Consider the following 13,832-nt stretch of genomic DNA (forward strand, 5'->3'; position numbering starts at 1 on the left):
CACAAGATCACTGATCGCCTACGACCACTGATCCAATCGGACTTACTCATCTAGGCCGCCGTCCGCACCGGGGCCCAGGTCGCCCCGCTAGCGTCCTGCGGGTGACCAGCGCACCCACACCGCAGCGTTCCGGGCTCGCCGTCGTCGGCGGCGGCAAGATCGGGGAGGCGCTGGTCTCCGGGCTGGTCCGCCGACCCGGCGCCGCCGAGGGCATCGTCGTGGTGGAGCGGAGCCCCGAGCGGGCCGCCCAGCTGGTCCAGCGGTACGGCGTCCGGTCCCTGGACCTGGCGGGCGCCGCGGCGGCTTGCCGGGTCCTGCTGGTGGCGGTCAAGCCGCAGGACGTCGACGCGCTGCTGGCGCTGCTGGCCCCGCACGTCGACCCGGGTCACCTGGTCGTGTCGGTCGCCGCGGGCGTGCCCACCGCCCGCATCGAGGCCGCGCTGCCCACCGGGACGGCCGTCGTCCGGGTCATGCCCAACACCCCGGCGTTGGTCGACGAGGGGATGAGCGTGCTGTCCGCGGGCGCACACGCCACCCCCGAGCACCTGGACGAGGCCGAGGCCCTGCTGTCGGCCGTGGGGCAGGTGCGGCGGGTGCCGGAGTCCCAGCAGGACGCCGTCACCGCGCTGTCGGGCAGCGGGCCGGCCTACTTCTTCTTCCTGGTCGAGGCCATGATCGACGCGGGGATCCTGCTCGGCCTGCCGCGCACGCTGGCCGCCGACCTGATCGTGCAGACCGCCTTGGGCGCGGCCACGATGCTGCGGGACTCCGGGGAGCACCCCGTGCAGCTGCGCGAGGCGGTCACCAGCCCCGGGGGGACGACGATCGCCGCCATCCGCGAGCTCGAGCGGCACGGCGTCCGGGCCGCCCTGATCGCCGCGATCGAGGCCGCGCACGACCGTTCGGTGGAGCTCGGCCGCTGATCGGCGGAAATTTCTTCCGGTGCTCACGCTGCGTGAGTGCACAACGCCGAACGGTTCGTGTTGGGAACATGTGCCGGGGCTGAGGGGCCGTGTCGCCGTGTCGACATGTCATAGACGCCCCGTGAACAACCGAGCACTGTCAGTCGTGTCGACAAGTGACCAGGACGGACCGGTCCGCCTGTTCGATTCACCCATCGCTTCTGCCCCACCAGGCCCCTAACGTTTCTCCCAGCACGTACGTGACCCGACCGCCGGTGGGGAAGCCGACGGACCGATACGTGCAGTAGCGGAGGAGAAACACCATGACCATGCCCCAGCGCGCCTACCAGGTCCGCCCCTCGCAGCCCGGCCCCCGTCCGGTCGGCCGCCCGGTCTCGGCCGCCTCGGTCGCCCGCCCGGTGCCCGCCGCCCATCCGGCCGCCGCCCCGGTGAACCGTCAGCTGCCGGCCCAGCCGCAGCGCTCGGCCGTCACCTTCCTGACCGTCGCCGAGGTCGCCGCGATGATGCGGGTCTCCAAGATGACCGTCTACCGCCTCGTGCACGGCGGTGAGCTCTCCGCCGTCCGCGTCGGCCGCTCCTTCCGGGTGCCCGAGCGCGCCGTGCAGGACTACCTGCGCGACGCGTACACCGACATCGCCTAAGAGGGCTGCTCCACCGCGTCACCTGTACCACCAGCGTCGCCTCCGTACGGGGTCGCCGTCGTCGGGATCCGACGGCGGCTCCCCGCGGGCGGTCGCGCCCGCTCCACCCGCACGGCAGCACGGCAGCACCGCTCCACCGCGGCCCGGAGGGACCTCGACGTCCCCGGCCGCTCCCGGCGCCCGCCGCCCGCAGTGACCCGGCCGCGGCCCGGCCACGCGACGGGGCCGCCCCGCCGGGGCACCAGGTAGTCTCGACCGTCGAGCGTCGTCCACCTCGCCGCAGGTGGCCGCCGCACACGAGCTGAACACCCTCGCGCGGTGCCCGGCATGACCTCCGGTCATCGCTCCGGGCCCCGCGCGACCTCGACGTCGGGAGCATCACCATGGGTTCGGTCATCAAGAAGCGCCGCAAGCGGATGGCGAAGAAGAAGCACCGCAAGCTCCTCAAGAAGACGCGCATCCAGCGTCGCAACAAGAAGTGAGCTGAGGCTCGTGCCGCCCGCGGTCGTCCTCGTCACCGGTGTGAGCCGGTGGCTGGGCGGGGCGCTGGCGGCCGAGCTCGCCGCAGACCCCTCCGTGGAGCGGGTCCTCGGGGTGGACACCGTGACCCCCGGCCCCGAGGCGCTGCGCCGCCTCGGTCGCACCGAGTTCGTGCGGGCCGACATCCGGAACCCGCTGATCGGCAAGGTCATCGCCGCCGCCGGCGTCGACACCGTCGTGCACATGAACATCAGCTCCACCCCCGGGGGGAGCGGCGGCCGCACGTCGATGAAGGAGCTCAACGTCATCGGCACGATGCAGCTGCTGGCCGCCTGCCAGCGGGTGCCCTCGGTCCGCCGCCTGGTCCTCAAGTCGACCAGCGCCGTCTACGGGGCCAGCCCCCGCGACCCCGCCGTCTTCACCGAGACGATGCAGGCCCGTCGGGTGCCCGGCGGCGGCTTCGCCAAGGACAGCCTGGACATCGAGGGCTACGTCCGGTCCTTCGCCCGCCGGCGCCCCGAGGTCGGGGTGGCCGTGCTGCGGTTCACCAACTTCATCGGCCCGCGGATCGACTCGCTGCTGACCGGCTTCCTGCGGATGCCCGTCGTCCCCACCGCGCTGGGCTTTGACGCCCGGGTCCAGCTGCTGCACGAGGACGACGCCGTCGCGGTCCTGGTGAAGGCGACCACCGGCGACTTCGCCGGCACCGTCAACGTCGGCGCCGGGGGCACCGTGCTGCTGTCCCAGGCGATCCGTCGGCTGGGCCGGGTGCCGCTGCCCCTGCCCGAGCAGGCCATGGCGCCGCTGGGTCGGCTGACCCGGCAGGCGCGGATCACCGACTACTCGCCCGAGCAGCTCCGGTTCCTCAACTTCGGCCGGGTGGTCGACACCCGCGTGCTGCGCGAGGAGTTCGGCTACACCCCGCGGTACACCACGGCGCAGGCGCTGGCCGACTACGGCCGCACCGTCGTCCCGGTGGTCGACCGGGACGTGGTGGGCTCCGTGGTGCAGACCGCGGAGGCCACCGTGGGCCGCCTGGCCTCGGTGTGGAGCTCGCTGAGCCAGCGGTCGGCGCCGACCCCGGTCGGCGGCCTCCGGGCGGTGCGCGATGCCTGAGGCCCGCGTCATCCGGCTGCACCCCGACGGCCCCGACGATCCGGTCGAGCCCCCCGCCGCCGAGCCCGGCTGGGACGACCAGGTCGCCGGCGGGCTGGAGTTCCTCCGCCGCCGCCTGACCGGGGAGTACGAGACCGACGAGTTCGGCTTCGACCCCGACCTGGCCGACCACCTGCTCATGCCGGTGCTCCGCCCGCTGTTCCAGAAGTGGTTCCGGGTCGAGACCCAGGGCCTGTCCAACATCCCCGACGTCGGCGGCGCCCTCGTGGTGGCCAACCACTCCGGCACGATCCCGCTCGACGCGCTGATGACCACCGTCGCGCTGCACGACGAGCACCCGGCGTCCCGGCGGTTCCGGCTGCTCGGCGCGGACCTGGTGTTCCAGTTCCCGTTCATCGGCGCGATGGCCCGCAAGCTCGGCGCCACCCTGGCCTGCAACGAGGACGCCGAGCGCCTGCTCACCGACGGCGAGCTGGTCGGCGTCTTCCCGGAGGGCTTCAAGGGCATCGGCAAGTCCTTCAGTGAGCGGTACACGCTGCAGCGGTTCGGCCGGGGCGGGTTCGTGACCGCGGCGCTGCGCACCGGGGCGCCGATCGTGCCGTGCGCCATCGTCGGGGCCGAGGAGATCTACCCGATGATCGGCAACGCCAAGACCGCGGCGCGGATCCTGGGGCTGCCCTACCTGCCGGTGACCCCGACGTTCCCGCTGCTCGGGCCGCTGGGCCTGGTGCCGCTGCCGTCCAAGTGGTTCATCGCCTTCGGCACGCCCATCGAGACCGCCCACTACGGCCCCGGTGCCGCCGACGACCCGATGCTGGTGTTCAACCTGACCGACCAGGTCCGCGAGACCATCCAGCAGTCGCTCTACCAGCTGCTGCTGCAGCGCCGCTCCGTCTTCAGCTGAGCGGGTCACCACCAGCGCGCCGGGTCACCGCCCCACGGGGCACCGAGCCGGGCGTAGTCGTGCGGCGCCCCCTCGTGCGCGAGCACCGGGGCGGCGCACCGCACCCGCCCGGCGCCGACCACGGGGAGCTCGGCCGGCGTGCCCGCCGACCGCGGCCCCGTCCCCGGCTGCTGCAGGGCCAGCGCGGTCCGGGCCAGCGCGACCGACACCGCGTGCGACCCACCCCCGCGGGCCCGGTCCCGCAGGGCGGCGGCGACCCCGGCGGCCAGCAGGTGGCCCGAGGCGTGGTCCAGCGCCTGCACCGGGAGCGCACCCGGCACGACGCCGTCCGGGCTCTCGACGACGGCGATCCCGGTGGTGGCCTGCACCAAGCTGTCGAAGCCGCGGCGGTGCGTCCACGGCCCGGAGGTGCCCCAGGCGCTGACGCTGCCCACCACGACGCCGGGGTGCCGCTCCGCCAGGGCCGCCGGGGTCAACCCGAACCGGTCCAGCGACCCGGGCCGGTACCCGGTGAGGACGACGTCGGCGCCGCGCAGCAGCTCGTCGAGCACCTCGGGCTCGCGGGCCAGGTCGAGCAGCGCCGAGTGCTTGTCCTGCCCGGTGTCCAGGTGCTGCCACTCGATCTCGCGCGGCTCGGGCGGGTCGACCCGCAGCACCCGGGCGCCCAGCAGGGCCAGGTCCCGGCCGGCCACCGGCCCGGCGATCACCCGGGTGAGGTCCAGCACCCGGACGCCGTCCAGCGGCGCCGTGCCCACGCCGGCCCAGGGCCGGGGTGCGGCCGGCCCCAGGAGCTCGCGCAGCACCAGCGGCCGCCGGGCGACGGCGTGCTGCTGGGGGTGCGCAGACCACTCCTCGGGCCTCCGGACGGCGACCACCAGCGCACCGGCCCCGGCGGCCGCGTCCTCCAGCTCCTGCGCCGGACGGCGGGCCAGCGCGGCGCGGACCTGGTCGGGTCCGGCCGCGTCGTCCAGGCCCAGCAGCGACCGCAACCGGGCCGCGTGGTGCGGGTAGTTGCCGTGGGTGCGGACCCACCCGTCGGCAGCGGGCCAGAACCCAGACAGCGGCGCGAACGCCGTCGGGGCGGCGCCGTCCAGCCGGAACAGGCGGTCGCTGCCGAACGAGGCGGCCACCGCGAGCCCGTCGACCTGCAGCGGCCGGGCATCCCGGCCCACCCGGTCGGCGGCGCACAGCTGCCCGGCCAGCGAGACGACGCCGACGGCGTCCACGGCCAGGGCGCCGGCCTGCAGGCGGGAGGGCAGCGGGGCCGGCGTGGCCCGCACCAGGTCCAGCTCCGCGGCGTCCCCGCCGAGGTCCGCCCAGGCCTGCGCGGCCACCGCCCCCAGCGGGCCGACCGGTCCGGTCACCGGGTCAGAACGGCCACTGGTTGCGGCGTCGGAGGGCCAGCACACCGGAGACCGCACCGCCGCCGAGCGCGGCCGCGCCCAGGGTGGGGACGCCGATCCGGGCGGCCTTGCGGCCGGTGCGGAAGTCCTTGACCGCCCAGCCGCGGGACCGGGCGACCGCCTTGAGCTCGGTGTCCGGGTTGACCGCGACCGCGGTGCCGACCAGGGAGAGCATCGGCAGGTCGTTGGACGAGTCGCTGTAGGCCGTGCACCGGGTGAGGTCCAGCCCCTCCCGCTCCGCCAGCGCCCGGACCGCCTGCGCCTTGGCCTCGTGGTGCATCAGCTCGCCGACCAGCCGACCGGTGTACTTGCCGTCGACGATCTCCGAGACGGTGCCCAGCGCGCCGGTCAGCCCGAGGCGGCGGGCGATGACCGAGGCCAGCTCGATCGGGGTGGCGGTCACCAGCCAGACGCGCTGCCCGGCGTCCAGGTGGGCCTGGGCCAGCACCCGGGTGCCGGCCCAGATCCGGTCGGCCATCAGCTCGTCGTAGATCTCCTCGCCGGCCGCGGAGATCTCCTCGACCGACCGGCCGGCGATGAAGGCCAGCGCGTTGTCCCGGACGGTGTGCATGTCCACGGCGGACTCGGACCCGGCGACCCGGAACTTGGCCTGCTGCCAGATGAAGGAGGCCACGTCGCGGCCGGTGAAGTACTTGCGGGCGGCCAGCCCGCGGGCGAACCAGAACAGCGAGGCGCCCATCATCATCGTGTTGTCGCAGTCGAAGAACGCGGCACCGGTGCGGTCGGGCTCGACCACGGGTGCGGCCTCGACCTGGGCGGCTGCGGCGGCCGCGGCGCCGGCGACGAGGGCGCGGGTCTCCTCGTCGGCCAGGTCACCCGGCAGGCGGGCGCGTCGACCGCGGAACGGCACTCGGACCACGCGTCCGCCCCCCTCCTCGAGACCGCGGGGCACGACCCCGCACGCTGGTCCCGACCCTAGCCGCCCCCGCCGACACCCCGGCCCCGGCGGTGGGGGTGGCCGATGTGGTCGAGGGGCGGTCAGTCGCCGATGCAGATGAGGCCGCCGACGCAGATCGTCGTCGAGGGCAGCAGGGGCACGTCGATCAGCGGCGGGACGGTGGTGGTCACCGCGGGCGTGGGCAGGGCGGGGACGGTGGTGCCCGCCGGGGCCGGCGCCGGCGCCGGGGCCTGGGTCGACGTCCGGGCCGGTGTCGAGGCCCCCGCACCGCCGCCGGACTGGCCGGGCACCGTGGTCGTCGGCTGCGCCGGAGCGCCGGGGGCCGGGGCCTGGGCGGTCGGCGCACCCGGCGCGACGGTGGTGCCCGCGCCCGTCGACGGCGTCGCCGAGGACGTCGGCACCGGGACGTCGGCCAGGCACGGCCCGGGGACGACGCCCAGCCGGTCGCTGCCGGCGTCCGCCGCGCCGGCGGGGCAGGCCAGCACGGCCTGCAGCGCCGCGCCGCGGGCGGCCACCTCGTCGACCAGGCCCACCGATGCGGCCACCGCCTCCTCGGCGCCGACGGGGACGTCGAGTGCGTCCAGCCCCGCCCGCTGACCGGTCGTCCACTCCGCCAGCGTGTCCAGCGCAGCCTCGTCGCCGGCCTGGACCGCGGTGGTGGTCAGCGCGGCGGTGCCCTCGATGGTCTGGTCGTCCATCGTGGTCAGCACGTCGACCACGGTCCCGGCGTCCGCCCCGGAGGCGGCCACGCCGGTGCCCGGCAGGTCACCGCCCACCGAGGCCGGTGCGGCGCCGGCCTCGGAGCCGGTGAGGTCGGCCAGCTCGGCCAGCCGGGTGCTGGCGAAGGTCAGCAGGGTGAGCCCGCGGTCCTCGTCGGAGGCCAGCGCGAGCTGGGTCTCCTCGCCGCCGCGCTTGAGGCCGTAGAGCAGGTCGCCGGGTTCGGCGTCCTGGGCCAGCGCCAGCAGACCGGACAGCGCGCCCACCGACATCGCGGCCCCGACCAGCCCGGCCGTCAGCCGGGTGCGCCAGCGGCTGACCGGCGCGTCGTCGGCCCGCCCGGCGAGCAGCCGCTGCCAGCGGCTGGCCCCGGCGTCCGGGGTCCGGACGGCGGTCGCCCCCACCGATCGCACGGCGGCCATCGCCACCAGCCGCGCACGCTGCGCGGCCCGCACGTCGGCGGTGAGGTCGGGTTCGTCCCGGGACAGCGACCGCAGGCGCGCGGCCAGGGCCGTCTGCAGCTCCGCGTCGTTCACCGTGCTCCCCGATCCCCGCGCACACCCGTCGACCCGGTGGACCGGGTCAGTGCGCTCAACGACCGGGTGCGCCACCCGGTACGGGGTACCCGAGGGTAACTTGCGACCACACCCGCCCGGGTCATCGCAGTCCCTCCGGCAGCAGGCCGGCCAGCCGCTTCACGGCCCGGTGCTGCAGGGCCTTGATCGCGCCGTCCTTCTTGCCCATCGCGGCCGCCGTCTCGGCCACCGACAGCCCCTGCAGGAAACGCAGCGCGATGCACTCGCGCTGCTCGTCGCCGAGCTGCGCGACGCAGGCCAGCAGCTCCGCGTTAGTCAGCCCCTGCAGGACCGCGTCCTCCGGGCCGGCGGTCACCCGGTCGGCGTCGCGCATGTCGGCGGTGGTGACCTCCAGGCGGAACCGACTGCTCTTCACGTGGTCGCGGACGATGTTGCGGGCGATGGTGACCAGCCAGGCACCGACGTCGCGGCCCTGGAAGGACAGCGAGTCGATCCGGCGCAGCGCCCGCACGAAGGTCTCGCTGGTGAAGTCCTCGGCGGTCTGCCGGTCGGACACCCGGTGGTAGAGGTACCGGAACACCATGTCGGCGTACCGGTCGTAGAGCTGGCCGAACGCCTCGGCCTCCCCGGCCTGGGCCCGCTCCACCAGCGCCCAGACGGCGACCTGCTCCTCGCCCTCCGGCTCGGCCGGGACCTCCTCCTCGACCTCGATGACCTCGTCGACCTCGAGGACCTCCGGCACCTCGGGCTCGACCGGCGCCGGGGGACGGACCACCGGCGGGGGAGCGGGCGCCCGGTGGGCGCCGGTCGGCTGCTCGTCCACCGGGCGGCGGGGGACCGGTGTCGTCGTGCGGGGGCGCGGGGTCGGCCGGGGACGCGCGGGGTCGCGGCCCGACACGTCGGCGGCCGCACCGCCGGCTCGACCCTGGAGGGGCAATGCGGTCCCTCCGTCGTGGTCGGCGGCGCAGGACCCGGCGGCCGCACCCGGGCCCTGACCTGCGCAGGTCGGCCCCATGGTGACAACATCGGGCGTCCGCGTCCACGCGAGAAGGAGACCGGCCAGCGGCCACCCGGCCGCCCCGGTGGAGGAGGGTGTGCCCCGGTGGCCCCAGCAGCCCGCACGTTCCACGGTCTGGTCCGCGCCGCGGCGCAGGCCCACGGGTCGGCACCGGCCCTCGTGGAGGGGGACCGCCGGCTGACCTGGGCGGAGCTCTCGGCGCAGGTCGACCGCACCGCCGCGGGGTGGGCCGGGCTCGGGATGGCCGCCGGCGACCGGGTCGCCGTCCAGCTGCCCAACGGCATCGACTGGGTGCTCGCCGTGGTGGGCGCGCTGCGCGCCGGCCTGGTCGTCGTCCCGGTCAACACCGCCTACACCGACCCCGAGCTGACGCACCTGCTCACCGACTCCGGCGCACGGGCGCTGGTCACCGCGCAGCCCCGCGAGGAGCTGGCCGGGGCGGCCGTCGTGGTCGGCCCGCCGGCCGCCGACGGGGAACCGCCGGTCGACCCCGACGACCCGCAGGCACTCGCGCTGCTGGGCTACACCAGCGGCACCACCGGCAGCCCGCGCGGGGCGATGCTCACGCACGCCGCGCTGCTGGCCAACCAGCAGCAGGTGCTCGCGGTGCAGCCGGCCCCGGTCCGCCCCGGCGACGTCGTGCTGCTGGCCCTGCCGCTGTTCCACGTCTACGGCCTCAACGGCGGCCTCGGCCTGGTCGCGGCCACCGGTTCCTGCGGGGTGGTCGTGCCCGCCTTCGACCCCACCGGCACGCTCGCGCTGATGGCCGCCGAGGGCGTCACCGCGGTGCCCGCCGCCCCGCCGATGTACCAGGCCTGGCTGGCCGCGGCCGACGCCGCCGGGTCCGACACCGCCCTGCGCCGGGCGTTCGCCGCCGTCCACACGGCGAGCTCGGGGTCCGCGCCGTTGGCCCCCCGGGTCTGGACGGCGATGCGGGACCGGGCCGCGGTCACGGTGTGGGAGGGCTACGGGCTCACCGAGGCCGCGCCCGTGCTGGCCACGACCCTGGTCACCGGCCGGGCGAAGCCGGCCTGCATCGGGGCGCCGGTCCCCGGGGTGGAGCTTGTGCTGCGGGACAGCGCCGGTGGCCCCGGTGCCGGCCCGGACCCAGGCAGCAAGGTCCGCGAGGACGTCTTCGGCGACCCGTTCGGCGACGACCCGCCCGACAGCGCCGGCGAGGTGTGCGTGCGCGGGGCGAACCTGTTCGCCGGCTACTGGCCCGACGGCGCCGACGGTCCCGACGACGAGGGCTGGCTGCTCACCGGGGACATCGCCTACCGCGACGCCCAGGGCGACCTGCACCTGGTCGACCGCCGCCGCGACCTGGTGCTGGTCAGCGGGTTCAACGTGTACCCGCTGGAGGTCGAGCGGGTGCTGGAGACCCACCCCGAGGTCGCCGAGGCCGCGGTCATCGGGCTGCCCGACGAGCGCACCGGGGAGTCGGTGCGCGCGGTCGTCGTCCGGACCGAGGGGTCCGCGCTGGACGCCGCGGACCTACGCACGTTCGCCGCGCGCTCGCTGGCCCGGTTCAAGATCCCCAGCAGCATCCACTTCGTGGACCAGCTGCCGCACTCGCTGACCGGCAAGGTCAGCCGGGCCCGGCTGCGCGAGCTCGGGCTGCACCTGGTCGCCGAGGAGACCCAGCACGCGGAGGGCGTCGATGGCTGAGCTGCAGCTGCTCACCCGGGCCGGGTGCCACCTGTGCGAGGTCGCCGCGGAGACCCTGGACCGGGTGGCGGCCGAGCACGGGCTGACCGTGACCCCCGTCGACGTCGACGCCGACCCCGAGCTGCAGGCCGAGTACGGGGACCGCGTGCCCGTCGTCCTGCTCGACGGACGGGAGCACAGCTACTTCACCGTCGACGTCGACCGGCTGCGCCGGGACCTCGCGGCGGGCTGAGCTGGCCGCCGCACGGGTGGCGTCGGACACACCGGACGGCGGTGACCTGCAGGGATGCGCCCGCGAACTTTGTTCCGACGTTCACAAGCGGTTACCGTGGGCAGCGCCGGAGCCAGCAGAGGGCCGGTAGACACCCCCCGATGTCCGCGACACCGCCCCGTGTGCGCGGCTCGCCGTGGAGACGCCCGGACCCTGCCCGTCCGCCGTCCCCGGGGGTGCCCCGAGCGGGCCGATCGAGGAGAGCGCATGAGCGAGCCGCGGGCCCGGGTCATCCCCGAGGCCACCGTCGCCCGCCTCGCGGTGTACCTGCGGGTGCTCACCGGGCTGGCCGAGGGTGGCCGCAGCTCGGTCTCCAGCGGCGAGCTGGCCTCGGCCGCCGGGGTCAACCCGGCCGGGTTGCGCAAGGACCTGTCCTACCTCGGCCCGTGCGGGGTGCGCGGCGTGGGCTACGCCGTCCCGGCGCTGCGCGAGCGGCTGGCCCGCGCCCTGGGCGTCGAGGAGGCCCGGTCCTGCGTGCTGGTCGGCATGGGCAACCTGGGCTCGGCGCTGGCCGGCTACGCCGGCTTCGGCAGCCGCGGCTTCTCCTTCGTGGGGCTGCTGGACGCCGACCCGGCGCGGGTCGGCGAGGTCGTCGGCGGCACCGCGGTGCGCCCGGTCGACGACCTCGAGGACGTCGTCGCCGAGCACGGCGTGACCATCGCGGTGGTGACCACCCCCGCCGTGGTGGCCCAGCAGGTGTGCGACCGCCTGGTCGCCGCCGGCGTCCGCAGCATCGTGAACTTCGCGCCGGTGGCGCTGGTCGTCCCCGCCGGGGTCGACGTCCGGCAGGTGGACCTGTCGGTGGAGCTGCAGGTGCTGGCGTTCCTGGACCAGCAGAAGGGTGTGCACCTCGTGGCGGACCGGGAGACCGAGCAGGTGGCTCTCCCGTGAGCCTCCTCGCCGTGGGCATCAGCCACCAGACCGCGCCGGTGACCCTGCTCGAGCAGGTCGCCATGAACGGCGACGACACCGTGAAGACCCTGCACGAGCTGCTGGACTGCGAGCACGTGTCAGAGGCGCTGGTGCTGGCCACCTGCAACCGGGTCGAGATCTTCGCCGAGGTCGACCGGTTCCACGGCGGCGTCACCGACGTCAGCCGGGTGCTGGCCCGGCACGCCGGCGCCGGGGTCGAGGACCTCTCGCCCTACGTGACCGTGCACTACGAGGACCAGGCCATCGGCCACCTGTGCACCGTGGCCGCCGGGCTGGACTCCATGGTGGTCGGGGAGACCCAGGTGCTGGGCCAGCTGCGCGCGGCCTACGCCCTGGCCCAGGCCGAGGGCACCATCGGCCGCGAGCTGCACCCGATCGCCCAGCGGGCGCTGCGGGTCGGCAAGCGGGTGCACAGCGAGACCGGCATCGACCGGGCCGGCGCATCGCTGGTCTCGGTGGCCCTGGACCGGGTCACCGACCGGATCGGCGACCTGGCCGGTCGGCCGGTGCTCGTCGTCGGCGCCGGGTCGATGGGCGCGCTGGCGGCCACCACCCTGGCCCGGCGCGGCGCCGCCGTGACGATCACGAGCCGGACGCCGGGCACGGCGCTGCGGCTGGCCGACTCCCTGGGCGGCCGCGCCGTCGACCTCGAGGACCTCGGCTCCGAGCTCGCCGACGCCGACGTCCTGGTCACCTGCACCGGCGCGACCGGCACGGTCATCGGCACCGACCTGGTGACCTCGGCCATGGTCGGCCGCGACCGGCCGCTGGTCGTGGTCGACCTGGCCCTGCCCCGCGACGTCGACGCCGCCGTGGGCACCCTGCCCGGCGTGCACGTCGTGGACCTGGCGATGCTGCAGGGCGAGCGGGCCGCGCGCCCCGGCGAGCCGGTGGCCGGCTCGGTGGCCGCCGACGACATCGCCGCCGCGCACGCCCTGGTCGAGCTGGAGACCTCCCTGCTGCGGGCCGAGCGGCTGGCCGCCGCGGTGGCCCCGACCGTGTCGGCCCTGCGCAGCCAGGCCGCCGTGGTCGTCGACGCCGAGCTGCTCCGGTTGTCCACCCGGCTGCCCGACCTCGACGCCCGGTCCCGGGCCGAGGTCGCCCGCACCGTGCGCCGGGTGGTCGACAAGCTGCTGCACGAGCCCACCGTCCGGGTGAAGGAGCTGGCCAGCTCGCCGGGCGGCACCGACTACGCCGACGCCCTCCGGGCGCTGTTCGGCCTGGGGCTGGACGCCGACACCACGGTGCTGGCCGACGCGGTGACCGTCGACCCGGCCGGGACCGGCGCGCGCGACCAGCTCGCGGCCGACCGGGACCTGCCGTGAGCGCGCCGATCCGGCTGGGCACCCGGCGCAGCGAGCTGGCCCTCACCCAGTCCGGGCACGTGGCCGACGCGATCACCGCGGCCAGCGGGCGCCCGGTCGAGCTGGTGCACATCACGACCGCCGGTGACCGGTCGGCCGCGGCGATCAGCCAGCTGGGCGGCACCGGGGTGTTCGTCAGCGCGCTGCGCGACGCGCTGCACGCCGGCACCGTGGACGTGGCCGTGCACAGCTACAAGGACCTGCCCACCGCCGAGGACCCCGGCCTGGTCATCGCCGCGATCCCGCCGCGCCAGGACCCCCGCGACGCCCTGGTGGCCCGGGACGGCCTGACCCTCGGCGAGCTGCCCGCCGGCGCCACCGTCGGCACCGGCGCCCCCCGCCGGGTCGCCCAGCTGCGCGCGCTGGGCCTGGGCCTGGAGGTGGTGCCGATCCGGGGGAACGTGGACACCCGGATGGGCAAGGTGACCTCCGGCGAATTGGACGCCGTGGTCCTCGCCCGGGCAGGATTGGCCCGTCTCGGCCGGCTGGACGCGGTCACCGAGGTGCTCGACCCGCTCCAGGTTCTCCCCGCCCCCGCGCAGGGAGCCCTGGCCGTGGAGTGCCGGAGCGACGACGAGGTCACCCGGGCGCTGCTCGCGGGCCTCGACGACCTCGGGACCCGGGCCTGCGTCGTCGCCGAGCGCTCCGTCCTGGCCACCCTGGAGGCCGGGTGCAGTGCTCCGGTCGCGGCCCACGCCGAGATCGGCGAGGCCGAGGACGGCGGCGACGAGATCTACCTGCGGGCCTCGGTCACCGCGATCGACGGCAGCGACGCCGTCCGCGGCTCGACGTCCGGGCCGGCGACCGACGCGGCCCGGCTGGGCCGCGAGCTCGCCGCCGAGCTGCTCGACCGCGGTGCGGCCGCCCTCGTGGCGGCCAGCCGGTGAACCACCGCACGCCCCGCACCCCAGCCACACCCCATTCCCCCTGTTCGACCGC

Annotated in this window: 14 protein-coding genes; 10 read left to right on the forward strand and 4 right to left on the reverse strand. The window is 75.9% G+C overall.

Going from position 1 to position 13,832, the window contains the following annotated elements; all coding sequences use genetic code 11:
- Positions 1-101 precede the first annotated feature (101 nt).
- The 5 genes from proC to UXQ13_RS12640 all read left to right on the forward strand — a co-directional run bounded on the left by proC (position 102) and on the right by UXQ13_RS12640 (position 4,064).
- Positions 102-923 carry a pyrroline-5-carboxylate reductase gene (gene proC, locus UXQ13_RS12620; RefSeq protein WP_225236141.1) on the forward strand — a complete coding sequence of 274 codons (822 nt, stop codon included), beginning with the start codon at positions 102-104 and terminating at the stop codon, positions 921-923.
- A gap of 302 nt (positions 924-1,225) precedes the next feature.
- On the forward strand, positions 1,226-1,564 hold the full coding sequence (locus UXQ13_RS23745; protein WP_336392409.1) for a helix-turn-helix domain-containing protein: 339 nt from the start codon (positions 1,226-1,228) through the stop codon (positions 1,562-1,564).
- A 383-nt stretch (positions 1,565-1,947) separates the two neighbouring features.
- A complete protein-coding gene (locus tag UXQ13_RS12630; protein ID WP_018654693.1) occupies positions 1,948-2,046 on the forward strand; it encodes a 30S ribosomal protein bS22 in 99 nt (32 codons plus the stop codon).
- Positions 2,047-2,056: 10 nt separating this feature from the next.
- Positions 2,057-3,160: an NAD-dependent epimerase/dehydratase family protein gene (locus tag UXQ13_RS12635; RefSeq protein WP_225233001.1), complete on the forward strand. Its 1,104-nt coding sequence runs from the start codon at positions 2,057-2,059 to the stop codon at positions 3,158-3,160.
- Positions 3,153-4,064, forward strand: coding sequence for a lysophospholipid acyltransferase family protein (locus UXQ13_RS12640; RefSeq protein WP_225233000.1), 912 nt, complete (start codon positions 3,153-3,155; stop codon positions 4,062-4,064). Before UXQ13_RS12635 ends, UXQ13_RS12640 begins: the two co-directional genes overlap by 8 nt.
- Positions 4,065-4,069: 5 nt before the next feature.
- On the opposite strand, the gene UXQ13_RS12645 is transcribed toward UXQ13_RS12640, so the two are convergent.
- The 4 genes from UXQ13_RS12645 to UXQ13_RS12660 form a co-directional block, all read right to left on the reverse strand.
- Entirely contained in the window at positions 4,070-5,428 is a 1,359-nt protein-coding gene (locus UXQ13_RS12645) for a CoA transferase (protein ID WP_225232999.1), read from the reverse strand.
- A gap of 4 nt (positions 5,429-5,432) precedes the next feature.
- The gene (locus tag UXQ13_RS12650; protein WP_225232998.1) at positions 5,433-6,347 is read right to left on the reverse strand and encodes an HAD family hydrolase; all 915 of its coding nucleotides are present in this window, start codon (positions 6,345-6,347) and stop codon (positions 5,433-5,435) included.
- 119 nt (positions 6,348-6,466) lie between these two features.
- A complete protein-coding gene (locus UXQ13_RS12655) occupies positions 6,467-7,639 on the reverse strand; it encodes a DUF5667 domain-containing protein (RefSeq protein WP_336392410.1) in 1,173 nt (390 codons plus the stop codon).
- A 121-nt stretch (positions 7,640-7,760) separates the two neighbouring features.
- The gene (locus UXQ13_RS12660) at positions 7,761-8,462 is read right to left on the reverse strand and encodes a sigma-70 family RNA polymerase sigma factor (RefSeq protein ID WP_336392411.1); all 702 of its coding nucleotides are present in this window, start codon (positions 8,460-8,462) and stop codon (positions 7,761-7,763) included.
- Between the two features lie 279 nt (positions 8,463-8,741).
- On the opposite strand from UXQ13_RS12660, the gene UXQ13_RS12665 reads away from it, so the two are divergent.
- The 5 genes from UXQ13_RS12665 (at position 8,742) to hemC (ending at position 13,780) form a co-directional block, all read left to right on the forward strand.
- Positions 8,742-10,325, forward strand: a complete 1,584-nt coding sequence (locus UXQ13_RS12665) for an AMP-binding protein (RefSeq protein ID WP_225232997.1) — start codon at positions 8,742-8,744, stop codon at positions 10,323-10,325.
- Entirely contained in the window at positions 10,318-10,557 is a 240-nt protein-coding gene (locus tag UXQ13_RS12670; RefSeq protein WP_225232996.1) for a glutaredoxin family protein, read from the forward strand. The genes UXQ13_RS12665 and UXQ13_RS12670 overlap by 8 nt, the downstream gene beginning before the upstream one ends.
- Positions 10,558-10,803: 246 nt before the next feature.
- A complete protein-coding gene (locus UXQ13_RS12675) occupies positions 10,804-11,487 on the forward strand; it encodes a redox-sensing transcriptional repressor Rex (RefSeq protein ID WP_263639361.1) in 684 nt (227 codons plus the stop codon).
- On the forward strand, positions 11,484-12,854 hold the full coding sequence (locus UXQ13_RS12680) for a glutamyl-tRNA reductase (RefSeq protein ID WP_336392412.1): 1,371 nt from the start codon (positions 11,484-11,486) through the stop codon (positions 12,852-12,854). Before UXQ13_RS12675 ends, UXQ13_RS12680 begins: the two co-directional genes overlap by 4 nt.
- Positions 12,851-13,780, forward strand: coding sequence for a hydroxymethylbilane synthase (gene hemC, locus UXQ13_RS12685; protein ID WP_225232993.1), 930 nt, complete (start codon positions 12,851-12,853; stop codon positions 13,778-13,780). Before UXQ13_RS12680 ends, hemC begins: the two co-directional genes overlap by 4 nt.
- The last annotated feature ends 52 nt before the right edge of the window (positions 13,781-13,832 follow it).

The sequence above is a fragment of the Klenkia terrae genome, from assembly GCF_037083865.1.
Taxonomy (GTDB): Bacteria; Actinomycetota; Actinomycetes; order Mycobacteriales; family Geodermatophilaceae; genus Klenkia; species Klenkia terrae.